This window comes from Pseudomonas sp. TNT3 (genome assembly GCF_010095445.2).
Classification (GTDB): Bacteria; Pseudomonadota; Gammaproteobacteria; order Pseudomonadales; family Pseudomonadaceae; genus Aquipseudomonas.
Window position 1 is genome coordinate 1 of the sequence record NZ_WFGV02000043.1, and the last position, 17187, is coordinate 17187.

Here is a 17187-nt window from a genome sequence, read left to right on the forward strand (position 1 = left end):
CCGTGGAAGGCATTCGCACCTTCGGTTTCTACAACGCCGGCCAGGATTGCACCGCCGCGTGCCGTATCTACGCCCAGGCCGGCATCTACGAGAAATTTGTCGAGAAGCTCGGTGAGGCGGTGAGCAGTATCAAGTACGGCTTGCAGGACGATCCGTCGACCGAGCTGGGGCCGCTAATCACCGCGCAACACCGCGACCGCGTGGCCGGGTTCGTCGAGCGCGCCGTGGCGCAGTCGCACATCCGTTTGATCACCGGCGGCAAGGCCGTGGAAGGCAACGGGTTCTTCTTTGAACCGACGGTGCTGGCGGATGCGCAGCAGGATGACGAGATCGTCCGCCGCGAAGTGTTCGGCCCGGTGGTGTCGGTAACGAAGTTCACCGACGAAGCGCAGGTGCTGGGTTGGGCCAATGATTCGGACTACGGCCTGGCGTCATCGGTCTGGACCTCGGACGTCGGCCGTGCCCATCGCCTGTCAGCGCGCCTGCAGTACGGCTGCACCTGGGTGAACACGCACTTCATGCTTGTCAGCGAAATGCCCCATGGCGGTCAGAAATTGTCCGGTTACGGGAAGGACATGTCGATGTACGGGTTGGAGGACTACACCGTGGTACGGCATGTGATGTTCAAGCACTAAAAGCATCGCCAGCAGGCTGGCTCCCACAGGGTTGTGTTGCGACCGGCCCTGTTGTGGCAAGCCTGCCCACAGGGTCGGGGGATGTACACCAATCCTGTGGGCAACTCAATACAGGTGGGAGCCAGCCTGCTGGCGATGGCGACCCTACGGTCACAACGTCCGCTGCCCGTTGCCGATCCCCTTGGCAATGTCCACTCCCCAATCCAGCGCCGCTTCCATATCAAGCAGGTGCGGCTTCGGATCAGGGTCTTCAAAGATGACCGAACCGTCCGGCCGGTAAACACCGATCAACATCTTCAACGAGCCGTCCCGCAATATTTCCGCTTTTACCTCGATGGTGCATCCGTTCGACAACGTCTCCTTATGGTCCAAATGGCGTTCAGTCATTGCGGCAATCCTCCGGTCGTTGAAGTCCGAGTCAGGTGTTTCCCTGCACTCATGTTAGCTCACCATTTCGCACCAAAATGGCCCACTGAACCGCCTGAAAACAGCGCCCTGACAGCGGCGCAATGCCACCTATACTCATAGCCACCGCCCCCTCGGGGTCTGCACGTCCAACAATAAAAAGCAGAGGTGGAACATGGTTTGGCAGCAAATCTACGATCCGTTCAACAACCCGGTCATATCCACGATCATGGCCGCCGTGCCGGTCGTGGTGATGCTGGCGTCCCTGGCTTTCTTTCACATCAAGGCGCATCTCGCTGCACTGCTTGCCTTGGCATCGGCCTTGCTGATCGCCATTTTTGCCTTCGGCATGCCTGCGAACATGGCAGGCTCCGCAGCGCTGTTCGGTGCCGCCAATGGCTTGCTGCCGATTGGCTGGATCGTGCTCAACATTATTTTCCTGCACCGGCTGACCACCGAGAACGGTTCGTTCAAGGTGCTGCAAGACTCGCTGGCGCGGATTACCGATGACCGACGCTTGCAACTGCTGCTGATCGCGTTTTGCTTCGGTGCGTTCTTCGAAGGGGCTGCCGGGTTCGGGACCCCGGTGGCGGTGACCGGTGCCATTCTGATCGGCCTGGGCTTTTCTCCCCTCGCCGCGTCCGGTCTGGCATTGATCGCCAACACCGCGCCGGTCGCCTTCGGGGCGCTGGGCACACCGATCATTACCCTGGCCAAAGTGACCGGGCTGGATGAAATGGAACTGTCGATGATGGTTGGCCGGCAGCTACCGTTTTTCTCGGTGCTCGTGCCGTTCTGGTTGATCTGGGCGTTCGCGGGCTGGCGCAAAATGCTCGAAGTCTGGCCGGCGATCCTGGTGGCCGGGGTCAGTTTTGCGGTACCGCAGTTCCTCGTGTCCAACTACCACGGGCCGATGCTGGTGGATGTGATCGCGGCGCTGATCTCCATGGCTTGCCTGGCCGGATTCCTCAAGGTGTGGAAACCTGCAACGGTGCACACCTCTGCGGCCCTGTCCGGCCGTGTCGACAATTCAAAAATCGACGCCGAGCATGACAAGAAGCCCGAACCCACTGCAGCCTTTGCCACCGACGCCAAGCCCGCCGTGATGCGCGCGTGGATGCCGTGGATCATCCTGACCGTCTTCGTGTTTCCCTGGGGCACTCAAGGCTTCAAAAACATGTTCGACACCCGTCCGGCCATCGACCCGGTCACCCACTCGGCCAAGCTTGATCCACAGGGCAAGCCGATGCGCGAAGCGAACCCGATCTTCTCGCCGGCCCTGACATTCACCACCTTGCACCAGCAAGTCGAGAAGGTGCCGCCCGTGGTGCCGGCACCAAAAACCGAGGAGGCGATCTACAAGTTCAACTGGTTCACGGCGACCGGGAGCGGGATCCTGTTTTCAGCGATCCTCGGCGGGCTGCTGATGGGCTATTCCATCCCGCAGCTGATCAGCCAGTACGTGCGAACGTTGTGGGTGGTGCGCTATTCGCTGATCACCATCGCGGCGATGCTTGCGCTGGGCTACCTCACCCGCTATTCCGGTCTGGACGCAACCATGGGCCTGGCCTTCGCGGCGACGGGCATTTTCTACCCGATGTTCGGCACCCTCCTCGGCTGGCTCGGCGTGGCGCTGACGGGCTCGGACACGGCGTCAAACGTGCTCTTTGGTGGCTTGCAGCGCGTCACCGCCGAACAACTGGGGATCAGTCCGGTATTGATGGCCGCAGCCAACAGTTCCGGTGGGGTCATGGGCAAGATGGTCGATGCCCAGTCGATCGTCGTGGCGTCCACGGCAACACGCTGGTATGGGCATGAAGGGGAAATTCTGCGCTACGTGTTTTTCCATTCGATTGTCCTGGCGATTCTGGTCGGCGGGTTGGTGACCTTGCAGGCGTATGTCGCGCCGTTCAGCCATATGGTCGTCGGAGGGCACTGACATTCAATCAAGACCTGTGGCGAGGGAGCTTGCTCCCTCGCCACAGGTGCAGTGTTGCGATTAAGAAATCAGCCAACAGGAGGTAGACCGATGACGCGTCTCACTGCGAAAGACTTTTCCCCGCAATTGCTCGAACTCTATGACTACTACGCTCACGGCAAGATCAATCGGCGCGAATTTCTGGACCGTGCGGCGCTGTTCACCCTCGGTGGTTTGACTGCCAGCGCCCTGCTGACTGCCCTGAGCCCGAACTACGCCCTCGCCGAGCAAGTGGAATTCACCGACCCGGACATCGTCGCCGAGTACATCACCTACCCTTCGCCCAAGGGTAACGGCCAGGTTCGTGCCTATCAGGTCAGACCGGCGAAGGTCACAGGCAAGGTGCCGGCGGTGGTGGTCGTGCATGAAAATCGCGGGCTCAACCCTTACATCGAAGACGTCGCCCGGCGTGTGGCCAAGGCCGGTTTCATCGCCCTCGCCCCCGATGGACTGACGTCCGTGGGTGGCTATCCAGGCAACGATGACAAGGGGCGCGAGCTGCAAGCCACGGTCGATCCGGAAAAGCTCATGAATGATTTTTTCGCGGCCATCGAGTGGCTGATGAAGCACGACATGGGCACCGGGAAAGTCGGTATCACCGGTTTCTGCTACGGCGGCGGGGTCGCCAATGCGGCGGCCGTGGCTTATCCGGAACTGGGCGCCGCCGTGTCTTTCTACGGTCGCCAGCCTGAGGCAAAGGACGTGCCCCGGATCAAGGCCCCGGTGATGCTTCACTACGGCGAACTGGACACGCGCATCAACGAAGGCTGGCCCGCGTATGAGCAGGCGCTGAAAGCTGCGGGCAAGACGTACGAGGCGTACATCTACCCCGGCGCCAACCACGGCTTTCATAACGACTCGACACCCCGCTACGACGAGGCGGCGGCGAAGCTGGCGTGGGACCGCACACTGGCGTGGTTTCGGCGTTATCTGGTTTAAAAGCAATGCGACGACGCACTAACACATCCCGATCCCGATACGTCCTCTGTATGATGGCGCGCTTTTAGCGCGGGTCATTCATCGAGGAGTTTTCATGGGCAGGCATTACCGGACACGTCACAAGGGAATGTCCGCTCCGCGGTTCGCGCTCAACTGCTTCACTCTGGGCCTGCTCTCGGCCAACACCGCCCTGGCCGCCGAAACCGAGCTGCCGGCGCTGACCGTCACCGGCGAAGACACCTCCGGCTATCAAGCCGACAGCGCATCGGTCATTGGTTTCGATGCCGCCCCCTTGCTTGACACGCCGGCGTCGATTTCGGTTTTCAACGACGCCCTGATCAAGGATCAACAGGCCCGCCTGCTCAGCGAAGTGCTGCGCAACGATGCATCGGTCGGCCAGAGCTACGCGCCGGTCGGCTACTACGAAAACTTCGTGGTGCGCGGCTTCTCGTTGAATTCCGCCAGTAGCTACAAGATCAACGGGCGCACCATCACTGGCGAACAGAACGTCGGGCTGGAAAACAAACAACAGGTGGAGTTGCTCAAGGGGCTTTCCGGCCTGGAAAGTGGCGTCTCCGAACCGGGCGGACTGGTCAACTACGTGACCAAACGCCCCACCGATGTGCGTTCGGTAACCGTGTCGACGGATGATCGGGGCAGCGGCTACCTGGCCACCGATGTCGGCGGTTTCTTCGGCAGCGAGCAGCAGTTCGGACTGCGCGCCAACCTCGCCCATGAAGACATTCATTCGTATGTCGAACACACCAACGGCCAGCGGGATTTCGCCTCCCTGGCGTTTGACTGGAACATCAGCCCTGACGCGCTCCTGCAACTGGACGCGGAATACCAGACCAAGGAACAGCGCTCGGCACCGGGCTACCAGCTACTCGGTGGCACGACGCTGCCGCACCACGCCTCACCGAAAAAACTGCTGGCTCACCAGAGCGGTTCCAGGCCGGTCACCACCGATGCGCTGAACCTCAACGGCAACTTCGAATACCGTTTCAGCGACGACTGGAAAGGCAACCTCAGCGCGTCGCGCAGCCGAGTGGTGATCGACGATTACAGTTCTTTCGCCTGGGGCTGCTACGGCGCCGCCAGTTGCGCCGACGCCGCGGTGCCGAACTACTTCAGCCCCGAAGGCGACTACGACATCTATGATTTCCGCAGCCCCGACGACACCCGCCGCAATGACGAGGTCCAGGCGACACTCAGCGGGCGTTTCGACACGGCCGGCCTCGGGCACGAACTGACTGTTGGTACCAGTGCATTTCGCCGGGTGGTGGATAAACGCGACCCGATCAACGTGATGATCGGCAGCGGCAACATCGACCGCGAACCGGAAGACTTCGCCCGCTACGACGGACCACTCAACGATTCCTTCCGCCGTCTGGACAGTCGCCAGTACGGAGTGTTTTTCAATGACCGGATCAGTTTCAACGAACGCTGGCAAACCGTGCTGGGCGGACGCGAAGTGCGACTGGATGAAGAAACCTTCGACAGCCAGGGCGACACCACGCGCCATACCCAGCGGTATGAATTCCTGCCCCAGGCCGCGCTGATCTACAAGCCGGTGCACAACCTGTCGTTGTATACCCGTTACAGCAAAGGGCTGTCCCTGGGCGGCGAAGCGGCCTGGTTCACTACCAACGCGTTCGAGATCCTGGCGCCAACGGTTTCCCGGCAGATCGAGGCAGGGATCAAGTACGACTGGCAGCGCATGACCCTGGGCGCGGCGCTGTTCCAGATTCGTCAGGACTACCAATACGCCCGGCCGAATGACGACGGCACCTTTACCTTTGCCCAACAGGGCGAACAGAAAAACACCGGGCTGGAACTCTCGGCCAACGGTTGGGCCACGCAGCGCCTGCAGATCAGCGCCAGCGTTGCGGCGATTCGATCGCGGGTGACCGGTACCGGTACGCCTGCTTATGAAGGCCACCAGACGATCAATGTGCCGACGATGCGTGCCAGCCTTTATGGGGATTATGCGCTGCCGTGGGTCGAGGGTCTGGCAGTGCTGGGCGGCGTGCAGTACAGCGCCAGCAAGTACGCCAGTCAGGTGGGTGAAGTCGAGACGGGGGCGTATGCGATCTTCAACGTGGGGAGTCGCTTCAGTACGCGCATCGACGGCTATGAGACGGTGTTCCGGCTGAGCGTGGACAACCTGTTTGATAAGCGCTATTGGCGCGATGCGGGTGAATACATGGGGGATGACTATGTGTTCCAGGGCGCGCCACTGACCGCACGGCTGAGTGCTTCGATCAACTTCTGATCCGGGAGCATGGTGTTGGAGGCGGTGGCATATCCAGCATCTTCGTTACCTGACACGGCGTCATCGCGAGCAGGCTCACTCCCACAGGGGATCGGTTGAGGACAAAAATCTTTGTTCAATGCAAATCCCTGTGGGAGCCGAGCTTGCTCGCGATATCGCCCGTCCAGCCACTACCTGCATGCCTGACACACCGCCATCGCGGGCAAGCCCAGCTCCCACAGTTGATCGATGGTGCACACAAAGGCCAGATTCGCCGACGATCCTCTGTAGGAGTGAGCCTGCTCGCGATAGCGGTAGGAAATTCAACATCGAAGTCGCCTGACACGGCCCCATCGCGAGCAGGCTCACTCCTACATTTTGATCGGCGGTGAGCACTGGATCTGCGTCCAGCTCAGTTCCCCTGTGGGAGCGGGCTTGCTCGCGATAGCGGTGGGACATTCAGCATCGAGGTCGCCTGACACGACCTGCTCCGGCGGCATTGCGACAATCTGCACCTATGCTGAAACTATCCAACCGAGGATCACCCAATGTGCGGACGTTTGTCGCAATACCGGGGTATTCACGATTTCGTCGCCGCGCTGAGCATTCCAGACGCGATGATCAATCACGTCGGTGATGAGCCGCTGGCCCGCTACAACGCCGCGCCTACCACCCAACTCGCCCTGCTGCATCTGGAAGACGACGGTCTGCACGCCGACACGGTTCGTTGGGGATGGCGCCCGCACTGGGCCAAGGATCGCCCGCCGCCGATCAATGCGCGTGTTGAAAAAGTCGCCCTTGGGCCTTTCTTTCGGGCGATCTGGCCGCACCGGGCGATTGTGCCGATCGACAACTGGTTCGAATGGGTGGAGGCCACGGACAAGACGAAGCAGCCCTGGCTCATCCGCCGCAAAGACCGCGAACCGGTTTTCTGCGCCGCCATCGGCCAGTTCCCCAGCCGAGGCGCCGAGCCGCGGGCGGATGACGGATTCGTTATTGTCACGGCGGACAGCGCTGGCGGCATGCTCGACATCCATGACCGGCGCCCGATCGTATTGTCACCCGAACTTGCGCGGGAGTGGCTTGATCCTGCGACCCCGAGGGAACGCGCAGAACAGATAGCGCTGATGCAAGGTGAAAGCAGTGACGTTTTCGAGTGGCACAAGGTGGACAAAGCCGTCGGCAATTCAAGAAACCAGGGGGCGGCGTTAATTGAGAAAGTTGCTTGAACACTTCAACGAATCAGTCTTAGTTGTATAGACAGGCCGATAAGTTAAATCGTTACACTCACTGTTTCATCCAGGAAACACTGCCTGGAAAAAGTGGCAGTTTGCCGCCTCCACCGCCTGTCTGACATTTCGATTGTCATACATACATTTGAGACGACTGCCGCTAGCATGCGCGCCGCCATTCCCATGGCCTCAGCTTGATTGACCGAAGAGTCAACAAGCGAAAAAGGAGCCCCTGAAACTCAAGCCTTGCAGAGAATTAAGTTGCGCGACGATTTATCTACCAATGTACCTGGTGGTCTGGAGTGTGTTTTTCTTTCGACCACTGAACGCTATGCACTCGATTGTTTTATCGGGCAATACATCAACACCCGAAACCTGCACTCAATACCCGCTATTGAAGCGGCCCTGCGCGCCGCCTTGCGCAACTATCCGGGTAAACATCCGGTGATGGTCAATGAACTGAATGCCTGGATCGACAAGACGTTGGGTTATCGAGCGGCACACCCTGATGAGCTGCTTGTGGAAGATGTTTGAGGCGACTCGACAGGGTTTGCTTATTCGTCGTGACCGCAAAAAATCAGCAGATCAAGATCAAAAGATCGCAGCCTCCGGCGGCTCACATGGATCGTGAGAGATGCCGAAGGCTCGGGCCGCGTGCGGACGATCTTTTGACCTGATTAAGGTTTTAGAGGGAACTCTCTGTCGCGGTCCGACAATTCTTTACCATCGTCGGGATGCTTCCAGTCCGGCGAAGAACGTCGCTGGCGCTGAATCTCTTCTTCCGTTGGTTCATCCGTGTCTTCATTCACGCCATTATCCGAGCCTGGATGCTTGGGATCATTTGCCATGTTCACCTCTCTTCCTGAAGGGATCAGTCATCAGGTTTCAGCGTAGAACACATTCCGGCATCTGGCTCACAGCCACCAACGCAGCAAGAAGAAAAACGCCATGCTCAACAACATGCTCAGCAGCGTGTTGCGGGTGTAAATCACCAGCGCAACGGCCACCAACGAGCTGATCAGGTACGGATTGTCCCACTGCAGGTTCAGTTGCCTGTCGGGCATGAATACGATCGGCCCGCAGATCGCCGTCAACATGCCGGGCACAGCGAACCCCAGGAATTGCCGGACATTACTGCTCAGGCGCACCGGCAGCCGTGGCTCGAGAAACACGTAGCGGTTGAGAAACACCAACGCGCCCATCCCGAAAATCACCGCCCAGACCATCATGCTGCTTGCCTCACATAGAATTTGTTGCAGAGAAACCCTGCGGTCATCCCCGCCAGTCCCGCCAGGACCAGCGCCGAGCCCAATTGCCAGTAGCTGAACAGCACCGAGCAGAACAACGAGACCGCCACGCAGGCCACCGTCGGCACGTTGCGCACCACGGGTGTGATCAATGCGATGAAGGTCGCCGCGATGGAGAAATCCAGGCCCATATGCTCAAGCCCCGGAATGCTGCTGCCGAGCACGATGCCGGCCAGCGTGAAGAGGTTCCAGGCGATGTAGAACGTCAGCCCGACACCCAGCGCGTACCAACGATTGAATTGCTGCTTGTCATACTGGCTGGTCAGGGCGAACAGCTCATCGGTAAGCAAAAAACCCAACCCCACCCGCCAGCGACCCGGCAAAGGCGAGATCACCGAGCGCAGGCTCATGCCATAGAGCAAATGTTGCGACGTCAGCAACAACGTGGTCAGCAGAATCGAAAAGATCCCGGCACCGCCCTTGAGCATGCCAATGGCAACCAATTGCGCGGCGCCGGCAAACACAATGCCGGACAGCGCCTGGCCTTGCAGAGGTGTGAGATTCGCTTCAATCGCCATGGAGCCTGCCAGCAGCCCCCAAGGCGCGGTCGCCAGGGATAACGGCAGGATCGCCACAGCGCCGCGCAAAAATGCGCTGCGGGGCAGGTGTGAGTTGGACATAACGCTCTTGACCGAAAAAAAAGATGTCAGACTTTGCCAGCACTCATCGCCGATGGCTTTAAAAATTTGTCATTCGTTGAAGGGTGCACGAATCCCTACGCCCACTGCTCGCCTGACATTTCACGGAGTCGACATGCTGTATCGAATCGCTGCCGACGGGCTGGTGCTGTTCCACCTGATGTTCATCCTGTTCGTGCTGTTTGGCGGGCTGCTGGTGCTCAAGTGGCGCCCCCTGATCTGGTGGCACCTGCCCGCCGCTGCCTGGGGTGTCTCGGTGGAAGTCTTCCACCTGATCTGCCCGCTGACGGAATGGGAAAACCGCATGCGCCTGGCAGCCGGGCAAACCGGTTACGGTGGCGGCTTCATCGAACATTACGTGTGGCCGGTGATCTACCCCGCCGGCCTCACCCCCGCGATTCAGCTGGGGCTCGGCGCGGTGGTGCTGGTGATCAACGTTGGGGTCTATTTTCGAGTGTGGCGACGCGCCCATTGAATCAACAGATCATCCGAGGAAGTTGAGCCCTGGCGCTCCGGCCCCTGGGCAAGAACATTCTCGCCCAGGGCGATGGCTTGACCGTGGGCTGGCAACGACCGCTTCGTCTGACCTCAGTTGGCAATGACGCTCATGTTCCTGCCGCTGGCCTTGGCCACGTACAACGCCTTGTCCGCAGCGCGCACCAGGTCATCGGGTTGATCCTGCGAGGCGGTGTTGTAAGCGCAGACACCGATGCTGACCGTGACCGTGCCCTCGACCCCTTCACTGTGCTCGATACCGGCCTCCTTGACAGCGTTACGGATTTTTTCCGCGATCAGGAACGCGCCCACATAGTCGGTACCGGGCAACACCACGGTGAACTCCTCGCCACCGTAGCGGGCAGCCAGGTCACCGGGGCGCTTGATGTTGTCGCGAATGATTGCGCTGATCTTGCGCAAACAGAGGTCGCCCGCCACATGGCCGTACAGGTCATTGAAGCGCTTGAAGTGGTCGACATCGATCATCAGCAACGCCAGGTGAGTCTGGGTGCGCCGGGCACGGCCCATCTCGGCCAGGATGAACAGATCGAACTGCCGCCGGTTGGACAATCCGGTCAGGGCATCCTCCAGCGCCAGCAACTCCAGCCCATGGTTGACCTCAAGCAGCTTTTCCTGAGCATCCAGCAAGACGCTCTGGATGTGATTCTGCTGCCTCATCAGCCGGATCAGGCGATAGCCCAGGACCCCGAGAAAACTCAGCAGCAACGCGACAATGCCGGCACTGAGCAGGGATTCGTCGCGCCAGCTGGTGAGGACTTCATCTTTGTCTAGCGCGGTAAAAATGACCAGCGGGTAACCCTCGACCCGGCGGAATCCCACCACGCGTTCCACACCGTCAACGATCGACTTGACCCTGGCCGTGCCTGAGTTGCCCTTGGGCAGTAATTGGGTAAACAGCGGTCCATTGGCAACGCTGGTGCCGATTTCTGCGTCATTGAATGGCCGGCGCACGACGATGGTCGCGTTGTCGGCGATCAGGTTGATGACGCCGTTGCGGCCCATGTCGATGCTGTCGTAGAGCCCGAGAAAATGATTCAGGTAGATCGTTGCCAGCGCCACGCCGGCAAAGCTGCCGTCCGGATGATTGACGCGGCGCGACACGGTCATGATCCATTCGCCGCTCGAACGACTCTTGATCGACGGGCCAATGTGCGGCCCCAGGTCGGGATGATCCCGATGAAAAATGAAATATTCACGGTCGGCATTATTGGAATTGGGCACCAGGGCGCCGTTGGAATTGGCGATCCACTGCCCCGTCGCGTCGTAGACGAACAAGCCATGCAACTGGCTCAACTCCGAGCGCTGCACACTGAGCAGCCGTTGCATCCTCGGCAGGCGCGCGGATTCGACACCTTCGTTTTCCAGGCGCTCGACCAGGGTCAACAGCAGCGTGTCCGCTTGCTTGATCGACGCCTGGGCTTGCCACGCCAGGGTCTGCGCAAGGTTGGACATTGCCACTTCCTTGTCCCGCAGATGGTACTGACGCGAACTCCAGGCTTCCCAGATGACAATAATCGTCATCGACAGACAGACCGCGACGAGCAGAAAGACCACGGACCGGACCTTGAGCCTGGACACGGGCCGCTCACCGTTCAACGGCGTGGCGAGCCTGGCGTTTTCGATGCGTTCGTTAATGGACAGCTGACCCATATCATTCCCTGATTACTTATGATTTCGGCGTTTGCTTGACGGCGTCCAGCCAGGCGGGATCCAGTCGCGTCTGGTCGGTATCAATGCCTAGCGCTTCCATTCGCGTTTTGTGCAGGTCAATCTCGCGATGCAACTGACCATGGTCGCTGGAATTGCCGTCCAGCTCATGCATCTGGCTCAACCCCAGATGGTAGAAGCGTAGCAACTTCATGGCGCGAGGATCGTCGCGCTCCACCGCGGCCGTCACCTGGTGCATGACGTTGGTGACGCTCATCAGGCTACGCTTGAGCTGCCAGCCGTATACGGCCGATGCCATCCACGGCTGGTTCCAGAAATAGCCGCGCATCAATGCAACCATCAACAGCACTGCCACGAACACGCCGCCAACGTTGAACCGCAGGTTGTCGCCGCCGGGCTCGCCGAACAGCGCCACAGCGGCGGTGGACAGCACCATCGCCAGCGCCAGGAACGTCAGGGCAATAATGACCGTGCTGCGCCGCGTCTGTTGTCGATAGGTCTGGGCATTTATCGGCTGAATTTCAAACATTGCGGCGGGGTTCCTTGGATCAAGGGAAAGAGACTCGGTGATAAAACTGCGGGGCATTATCGCCTCCCCGGCAGATTTAGCTATGCTGGAGCTCCTTTTCATCTTTTCATCGTCAAAGGGCAACGTGGCGATACTGCGCAGTTCGTGCCATCTTCTTTAATGGATACACACTATTCGGATGCCATTTGCCGATCCCCGTGTGAGTGACATCGTTTTAAGGATCATTGAATGACCCAACGCCATGTAATCAATGCCTCTGTCAGCCCAAAAGGCAGCCTGGAAACCCTTTCTCAGCGGGAAGTACAGCAACTGAGCGAAGCCGGATCCGGCAGCACCTACACCTTGTTTCGCCAATGCGCCCTGGCCATCCTCAATACTGGCGCCCATGTTGATAACGCCAAGACCATTCTGGAAGCCTACAAGGACTTCGAAATCCGCATTCACCAGCAGGACCGCGGCGTACGCCTCGAACTGCTGAACGCCCCGGCCAACGCCTTCGTCGACGGCGAAATGATCGCCAGCACCCGGGAAATGCTCTTCAGCGCCCTGCGCGACATCGTCTACACCGAAAACGAACTCGACAGCCAGCGTATCGACCTGAGCAATTCCCAGGGCATCAGCGATTACGTGTTCCACCTGCTGCGCAACGCCCGCACCTTGCGGCCCGGTATCGAACCGAAAATCGTTGTCTGCTGGGGCGGCCACTCGATCAACACCGAGGAGTACAAATACACCAAGGAAGTCGGCCATGAACTGGGCCTGCGCAGCCTGGATATCTGCACCGGTTGCGGCCCCGGTGTGATGAAAGGCCCGATGAAAGGCGCGACCATCGCCCACGCCAAGCAGCGCATTCACGGCGGCCGCTACCTTGGTTTGACCGAGCCCGGCATCATCGCGGCGGAAGCACCGAACCCGATCGTCAACGAGCTGGTGATTTTGCCGGACATCGAAAAACGCCTGGAAGCGTTCGTGCGCGTCGGCCACGGCATCATCATCTTCCCGGGCGGTGCCGGTACGGCGGAAGAGTTCCTGTACCTGCTCGGCATCCTGATGCACCCGGACAACGAAGGCCTGCCCTTCCCGGTCATCCTCACCGGACCGAAGCATGCCGCGCCTTACCTGGAGCAGCTGGACGCGTTCGTTGGCGCCACCTTGGGTGAAGCGGCGAAAAAGCATTACGAAATCATCATCGATGACCCGGCCGAAGTGGCCCGCCAGATGACCAAAGGGCTCAAGGAGGTCAAACAGTTCCGCCGCGAGCGCAACGACGCCTTCCATTTCAACTGGCTGCTGAAAATCGACGAAAGCCTGCAGCGCCCGTTCGATCCGACCCACGAGAACATGGCCAACCTGATACTGCGCCGTGATCTGCCCGCCCATGAACTGGCCGCCAACCTGCGCCGCGCGTTCTCCGGGATCGTCGCCGGCAACGTCAAGGACAAGGGCATCCGCCTGATCGAAGAACACGGGCCGTATCAGATCCGCGGCGACGCGGCGGTGATGCAGCCACTGGATAAACTGCTCAAGGCATTCGTCGCCCAGCACCGGATGAAACTGCCCGGCGGCGCTGCATATGTTCCGTGTTATCAAGTGGTTGCGTAAATAACCTAAAGTACAATGTGTACTTGCGAGCCGAAGCTTTTGCTTCGGCTCGCTGCCTTCTATGGAAAGAGAAATCACGATGCGCCAACGTAATGCTGCACGACTCCTGGTGATAAACCCGCAGAACGAGGTGCTTCTGTTTCGCTTCCAGCACAAGGGCGATGCCCTGGATGGCCGCGATTATTGGGCCACGCCAGGCGGCGGGGTCGAGGATGGTGAAAGCTTTGAAGAAACGGCGGTCCGCGAACTGCTGGAGGAAACCGGATTGCAGGTCGACAACGTGGGCACCTGCGTGGCCGAGCGCAATTTCACGATGATGCTGCCCAACGGCGAGACGGTGTTGTCCGTGGAACACTACTTCGTCGTTCGCGCGGCGGGTGAGCAACTGACCCGTGATGGCTGGACCGTGGATGAGGCGCGAGTGATGACCGAGCACAAATGGTGGTCAGTCGGCGAGTTGGAGCAGACCGCTGAAACGGTGTGGCCGGAGCGGTTGATCGAGATGATCGAAAACGCGTGATCCCGCTACGCTCCACTCCGTAACGCGCAACGCCGACGTTCGCTGACCGACACAGACGTACTCTGCAACGCGTAACGCCGACTTAGGGTGACGGACACGGACGCCCTTTGTAGCAGCTGGCGAAGCCTGCGTTCGGCTGCTACAGGGGGCGTGTCTGTAGTGCGATGCGATCACAACTTATCCGCATCAATCACTGCCTTGGCAAACGCCTGCGGGTCTTCTTGCGGCAGGTTGTGGCCGACACCCCCGTTGATCAGCCGGAATTCGTACTTGCCCGTGAACCGCTTGGCGTAATCTTCTGGCGCCGGGTGCGGCGCGCCGTTGGCGTCACCTTCCAGGGTAATGGTCGGCACGCTGATGGACGGCGCTTTGGCGAGTTTCTGCTCCAGGGCCTCGTACTGGCTTTCACCTTGCACCAGACCCAGGCGCCAGCGGTAGTTGAAGACCGTGATGGCGACATGGTCCGGGTTTTCCAGGGCCGCAGCGCTGCGGTCGAAGGTGGCGTTATCGAATGACCACTTTGGCGACGCCAACTGCCAGATGAGCTTGGCGAAGTCGTGACGATTTTTTTCGTATCCCGCCTGACCGCGCTCCGTGGCGAAGTAAAACTGATACCACCACTGCAACTCGGCCTTGGGCGGCAGCGGGTTTTTCCCCGCCGCCTGGTTACCGATCAGATAGCCACTGACCGACACCAGCGCCTCTACCCGCTCCGGCCAGAGTGCCGCAACGATGTCTGCCGAGCGCGCACCCCAATCGTAGCCCCCCAGCACCGCCCGCTTGATCTTGAGCGCGTCCATGAAATCGATCACGTCACTGGCCAGCGCGGCGGGCTGGCCGTTGCGAACGGTCTTGTCCGAGAGGAAATGCGTATCGCCGTAGCCCCGCGCATAGGGAATCAGCACGCGGTATCCCTTCGCCGCCAGCAAGGGCGCGACCTCGGTGTAGCTATGAATGTCGTAGGGCCAGCCGTGCAGCAGGATGACGACCGGCCCGTCCGCTGGACCCACTTCCGCGTAAGCCACATTCAGCAAGCCTGCGTCGACATGCTTCAGCGGGCCGAACGGTGTGTACGCATGCGTCTTGACTGTCGTCGCCACCGGCTCTGCGCCGGCGGCATTGGCTACTCCGAGCACGCCCAGTTGCATCAGTGCAAACGCTAGCACCGAGGGGCCAATCAAGCGGCGGCGTTTTGGGGTTTTCGGACTCAATACGGTCATGTTCACAGTGATCTCTCCTCAAGTCGGCGGCGTTAGGAATCAGCGTAGTGGAAGGCTCAGCCGCCCTGATTGGCGCATTCGGCGAACTTGCTGTAATCGAGGACTTTTTGTGTGCCGCTGGAATCCAGGTAAGTCATGCGGGCATTCACAATGCCGCAGCTGCCACCGCTTTCAACGGTCGAGATCACTTTCTTGATATCCAGGTGGGTGCCGTAGGTGTAGGTCTGCGGCGCGCTTTTGACGTCGGCGTGGGCGGAAAACGCAGCGATGTTCAGAACAGCGAAGACGCCAGCGACGATAACGTTGTTTATGCTCATGGTGATGACCTCGGGGCTGCAATGGGAAGACGTGGCGAGCAAGTTGCCTTGTCTCGATGGAACCCATTTAATCGACGCGAGGTATCTGCCATGTGTCGTAAAACCGCGGCTATTGAGGCGTAAGGTGTCAAACCGGGCATTCGATACAGCGCGATACAAAACCTGCGACCCATAACAAGAAGGTTGAGCGATGGAACACGTGAACCACATCCTGATCGTCGATGACGATCGAGAAATCCGCGAGCTGGTCGGTAATTACCTGAAGAAGAATGGGCTGCGCACCACAGTGGTCGCCGATGGCCGGCAAATGCGCAGTTTTCTCGATGCCAACCAGGTGGACCTGATCGTGCTGGACATCATGATGCCCGGCGATGACGGCTTGCTGCTGTGCCGCGAACTGCGCTCAGGCAAACACAAGGCCACGCCGATCCTGATGCTCACCGCCCGCAACGACGAAACCGACCGCATCCTCGGGCTGGAAATGGGCGCCGATGATTACCTGACCAAACCCTTCTCCGCCCGCGAACTGCTCGCGCGGATCAATGCCGTGTTGCGCCGCACGCGGATGCTGCCGCCTAACCTGCTGATCACCGAAAGCGGCCGGCTGCTCGGTTTCGGGCGCTGGCGCCTGGACACCACGGCCCGTCATCTGCTGGACCAGGACGACACGATGGTGGCGCTCAGTGGCGCCGAGTACCGCTTGCTGCGGGTCTTTCTCGATCATCCGCAGCGGGTGCTCAGCCGCGATCAACTGCTGAACCTGACGCAAGGCCGTGACGCCGACCTGTTCGACCGCTCCATCGATCTGCTGGTCAGCCGGCTGCGCCAGCGGCTGATGGACGACTCCCGCGAACCGACCTACATCAAGACCGTGCGCAGTGAGGGGTATGTGTTCTCGTATCCGGTTGAGATGCTGGGCGCGTAGACAGCGCCGTTGCGTTCCCCCGGATCAACGCGCGTGATAAAGACTATGCGTGCAGGTGTTTTTTCATGCCCTGGCTCCAGCTCTACAGTGGCCACATCTTCTTCCCACGCTCTGGAGCTACATCATGAAAAGCATTATCGGTCTTGGTTTCGCGCTTTCGATTCTCGGTGCAACGTCCGCCATTGCCGCACCCCATGGGGTGTCGCAAGTCGTTGCCGCCGCCAAGGTCACCCAACCGGCTACGTTGAACGTCAATACGGTTGGCGTTGATCACAAGGACGCTCAGGCGAGCAAGCTGTATGTCGCCGAGAACCGTCCTGAGTTTGGGTCGAAGTATCAGCGTTATTGATTGCTGGCTTTAAACCCCGGGTGGCTCCCATCTACCCGTAAGCGTGATGCATACCTCTGTGGCGAGGGGATAAATCCCCTCGCCACAGTGCTGTGCTCGCCTCAGCTTTTCTTAAGTGAAGTGCTGTGCTCGCCTGAAGCTTTTATTGAGTGA

Annotated in this window: 19 protein-coding genes; 11 read left to right on the plus strand and 8 right to left on the minus strand. The window is 59.7% G+C overall.

The annotated features are described in order from the left end of the window. On the plus strand, positions 1–635 hold a 635-nt coding region (locus GBC55_RS21930), incomplete at its 5' end, for an aldehyde dehydrogenase family protein (RefSeq protein ID WP_162438288.1). A 150-nt stretch (positions 636–785) separates the two neighbouring features. On the opposite strand, the gene GBC55_RS21935 is transcribed toward GBC55_RS21930, so the two are convergent. Next, positions 786–1022 (minus strand): hypothetical protein, encoded by a 237-nt coding sequence (locus GBC55_RS21935; protein ID WP_162439222.1) that lies wholly within the window; start codon positions 1020–1022, stop codon positions 786–788. A gap of 193 nt (positions 1023–1215) precedes the next feature. On the opposite strand from GBC55_RS21935, the gene GBC55_RS21940 reads away from it, so the two are divergent. From GBC55_RS21940 to GBC55_RS21960, 5 genes are all read left to right on the plus strand, one after another. Next, a complete protein-coding gene (locus tag GBC55_RS21940) occupies positions 1216–2979 on the plus strand; it encodes an L-lactate permease (RefSeq protein WP_162439221.1) in 1764 nt (587 codons plus the stop codon). A gap of 90 nt (positions 2980–3069) precedes the next feature. After that, entirely contained in the window at positions 3070–3957 is an 888-nt protein-coding gene (gene yghX, locus GBC55_RS21945; protein ID WP_162439220.1) for a YghX family hydrolase, read from the plus strand. Positions 3958–4051: 94 nt separating this feature from the next. Further along, positions 4052–6232, plus strand: a complete 2181-nt coding sequence (locus GBC55_RS21950; protein ID WP_162439219.1) for a TonB-dependent siderophore receptor — start codon at positions 4052–4054, stop codon at positions 6230–6232. Positions 6233–6759: 527 nt separating this feature from the next. Continuing rightward, positions 6760–7440 (plus strand): SOS response-associated peptidase family protein, encoded by a 681-nt coding sequence (locus tag GBC55_RS21955; protein WP_162439218.1) that lies wholly within the window; start codon positions 6760–6762, stop codon positions 7438–7440. Between the two features lie 264 nt (positions 7441–7704). Further along, positions 7705–7977: a hypothetical protein gene (locus tag GBC55_RS21960; RefSeq protein ID WP_162439236.1), complete on the plus strand. Its 273-nt coding sequence runs from the start codon at positions 7705–7707 to the stop codon at positions 7975–7977. Between the two features lie 143 nt (positions 7978–8120). Here GBC55_RS21960 and GBC55_RS21965 read toward each other — a convergent pair whose 3' ends face one another. The 3 genes from GBC55_RS21965 to GBC55_RS21975 all read right to left on the minus strand — a co-directional run bounded on the left by GBC55_RS21965 (position 8121) and on the right by GBC55_RS21975 (position 9370). Further along, a complete protein-coding gene (locus tag GBC55_RS21965; RefSeq protein WP_178114319.1) occupies positions 8121–8291 on the minus strand; it encodes a hypothetical protein in 171 nt (56 codons plus the stop codon). A 66-nt stretch (positions 8292–8357) separates the two neighbouring features. After that, on the minus strand, positions 8358–8669 hold the full coding sequence (locus GBC55_RS21970) for an AzlD domain-containing protein (protein WP_162439235.1): 312 nt from the start codon (positions 8667–8669) through the stop codon (positions 8358–8360). Continuing rightward, positions 8669–9370 (minus strand): AzlC family ABC transporter permease, encoded by a 702-nt coding sequence (locus GBC55_RS21975; RefSeq protein ID WP_162439217.1) that lies wholly within the window; start codon positions 9368–9370, stop codon positions 8669–8671. The genes GBC55_RS21970 and GBC55_RS21975 overlap by 1 nt, the downstream gene beginning before the upstream one ends. Before the next feature lie 133 nt (positions 9371–9503). Between GBC55_RS21975 and GBC55_RS21980 the strand changes: the two genes are divergently transcribed. Beyond that, the gene (locus GBC55_RS21980) at positions 9504–9863 is read left to right on the plus strand and encodes a DUF2784 domain-containing protein (RefSeq protein WP_162439216.1); all 360 of its coding nucleotides are present in this window, start codon (positions 9504–9506) and stop codon (positions 9861–9863) included. Between the two features lie 113 nt (positions 9864–9976). Here the strand turns inward: GBC55_RS21980 and GBC55_RS21985 are convergent, their stop codons facing one another. Beyond that, complete coding sequence (locus tag GBC55_RS21985) at positions 9977–11554, minus strand: sensor domain-containing diguanylate cyclase (RefSeq protein WP_162439215.1); 1578 nt, start codon at positions 11552–11554, stop codon at positions 9977–9979. 16 nt (positions 11555–11570) lie between these two features. Next, complete coding sequence (locus GBC55_RS21990) at positions 11571–12101, minus strand: DUF3087 domain-containing protein (RefSeq protein WP_162439214.1); 531 nt, start codon at positions 12099–12101, stop codon at positions 11571–11573. Positions 12102–12329: 228 nt separating this feature from the next. Here GBC55_RS21990 and ppnN point away from each other — a divergent pair, with 228 nt between their 5' ends. Beyond that, a complete protein-coding gene (gene ppnN, locus GBC55_RS21995) occupies positions 12330–13703 on the plus strand; it encodes a nucleotide 5'-monophosphate nucleosidase PpnN (protein ID WP_162439213.1) in 1374 nt (457 codons plus the stop codon). Positions 13704–13782: 79 nt separating this feature from the next. Continuing rightward, positions 13783–14223, plus strand: a complete 441-nt coding sequence (locus GBC55_RS22000; protein ID WP_162439212.1) for an NUDIX domain-containing protein — start codon at positions 13783–13785, stop codon at positions 14221–14223. A 170-nt stretch (positions 14224–14393) separates the two neighbouring features. Here the strand turns inward: GBC55_RS22000 and GBC55_RS22005 are convergent, their stop codons facing one another. After that, positions 14394–15443, minus strand: coding sequence for an alpha/beta hydrolase (locus GBC55_RS22005; RefSeq protein WP_162439234.1), 1050 nt, complete (start codon positions 15441–15443; stop codon positions 14394–14396). A gap of 56 nt (positions 15444–15499) precedes the next feature. Further along, complete coding sequence (locus tag GBC55_RS22010; RefSeq protein WP_162439211.1) at positions 15500–15760, minus strand: DUF2790 domain-containing protein; 261 nt, start codon at positions 15758–15760, stop codon at positions 15500–15502. Between the two features lie 190 nt (positions 15761–15950). Here GBC55_RS22010 and GBC55_RS22015 point away from each other — a divergent pair, with 190 nt between their 5' ends. Further along, entirely contained in the window at positions 15951–16685 is a 735-nt protein-coding gene (locus tag GBC55_RS22015; RefSeq protein ID WP_162439210.1) for a response regulator, read from the plus strand. A 124-nt stretch (positions 16686–16809) separates the two neighbouring features. Further along, the gene (locus GBC55_RS22020) at positions 16810–17034 is read left to right on the plus strand and encodes a hypothetical protein (RefSeq protein WP_162439209.1); all 225 of its coding nucleotides are present in this window, start codon (positions 16810–16812) and stop codon (positions 17032–17034) included. Positions 17035–17187: the final 153 nt, after the last annotated feature.